At 63.9% G+C, this 1,833-nt stretch carries 1 protein-coding gene; it reads left to right on the top strand.

The features are described from left to right. Positions 1 to 205: 205 nt before the first annotated feature. Positions 206 to 1,833 (top strand): AbgT family transporter (locus Q4E95_RS13380; RefSeq protein ID WP_303383769.1); only part of this gene is annotated, 1,628 nt, incomplete at its 3' end.

Here is a 1,833-nt window from a genome sequence, read left to right as displayed (position 1 = left end):
TGGAGGCGTTCCAGAAGTAGGCGTTGCTCCGGCTGGGCCCGGGCCGGGTTCGAAGCGCAAGCAACCCGTGACGCGCGTCATGTACACCCGATTGACCCGGGTCAATGACGTGGTGGCACGACTTGATTCCTGTCTTGATAGTGTCGTGGGGCACTCGGGCATGAGCGCGGCGCCCCTTCGACCCGACAGCCGATGAGAGAACTTCATGACTGAAACCGAGGCCGCTAGCACGGCGAGCAAGACCAATGGCTCATCCTCGAGCGCGGCGGATGGCACGGCGGAACAGCCACAGAAAAACGGCCCCATGATCCGCGCACTGAGCGTCGTGGAGGTGCTGGGCAACAAGCTGCCCGATCCGTTCTGGTTGTTCGTCATTTTGGCGGGCGCGGTGGTTGCCTTGTCCGCCGTGCTCTCGGGTGTCGGCATTACCGCGGTGAACCCCGCCGACGGTGAAGAGGTCGCAGTTCAAAACCTCCTGACCCCCGAGGGCGCGCAGCGCATGGTGGGTGAGGCCGTGGAGAACTTCGCCACATTCCCGCCGCTCGGAGTGGTCATCACCGTGCTGTTGGGTGTGGCCGTGGCCGAACGCACCGGCCTGATCAACACCGCAGTGAAACTCGTGGTCTCCCGTGTGTCCGCCGGATGGTTGACGTTCGTCCTGGCTTTGGCCGGTGTGACCGGCTCGGTCGCCTCTGACGCCATTGTTGTGGTGTTGATTCCCCTGGGCGCTGCGGCGTTCAAGGCCGCCGGCCGCTCTGCTGTGCTGGGCGCCGTGATCGCGTTCGTCTCGTCCTCGGCGGGTTTCAATGCCTCACTCATTGTGAACCTGACCGACCCGCTGTTGGGCGGCATCACCCAGTCCGCGGCTCAGCTGGTGGATCCCGAATACACGGTCTCCCCGATTGCCAACTACTTCTTCTCGGCTGCCTCGGCCGTGGTGCTTGCCCTGGTGATCACATTGGTCTCCGAGCTGGTGCTCACCAAGGTCTCCAAGCGCTATGAAGCGAACGAGTTGGACCAGCAGGAGGCCGCCGAGCGAGCCGCCCAGGAGGACGGCAACGGTGACCAGGCCGAAACCCTCACCGGCAAGGACCTCTCCTCGACCTCCCCGCGTGAGATCCGGGGTCTGATCGCGGCCATGATCGCGCTGGCCATCGGTCTGGCGATCTACTTCATCCTGATGTTCATGCCCAACACCCCGTTCCCCGGTGAGGACGGGTCGCCCCTGACATCCGTGCTCATCAGTGGTGTGGCCGTGCCGATCGGGCTCCTGTTCTTCCTGTGCGGCTCCGTCTACGGTTGGGTCGCGGGCACGCTGAGTAAACCCTCGGACATCCCACCCATGATGGCTTCGGCCATCACCCAGGTGGCCCCGTTGATCGTTCTGTTCTTCGCGGCCTCGCAGTTCATCGCGTGGTTCGACTGGTCCAACATGGGCACGGTGCTCGCCATTAGAGGCTCGGAACTCCTCGGCGACGCCGGGGTGCCCACCGTGGTCCTGTTCGCCGGGTTCGTGCTTCTGGTCGCGGTGGTGAACATCATGATCACCTCGGGCTCCGCGCAGTGGACGCTGACCGCGCCCGTGGTCGTACCCATGTTCATGTACCTGTCGATACCGCCCGAAACCACGCAGATGCTGTTCCGAATCGGCGACTCGCCCTCGAACGTGATCTCGCCACTGAACCCGTTCTTCGCCATGACCCTGGGGTTCATGCAGCGCTGGTACCCCAAAGCGGGCATCGGAACGCTGATGTCTTTGACCATCCCGGTGTCCCTGGCCATGCTGGTGGTCTGGTTCCTGTTCTTCCTCGCGTGGTGGGGCCTGGGCATCCC

Origin of the sequence: Kocuria sp. (assembly GCF_030536815.1) — a bacterium.
Lineage (GTDB): Bacteria > Actinomycetota > Actinomycetes > Actinomycetales > Micrococcaceae > Kocuria > Kocuria gwangalliensis.
Note: the sequence above shows the minus strand (reverse complement) of the source record. Positions and strands in the feature narration are given on the sequence as shown.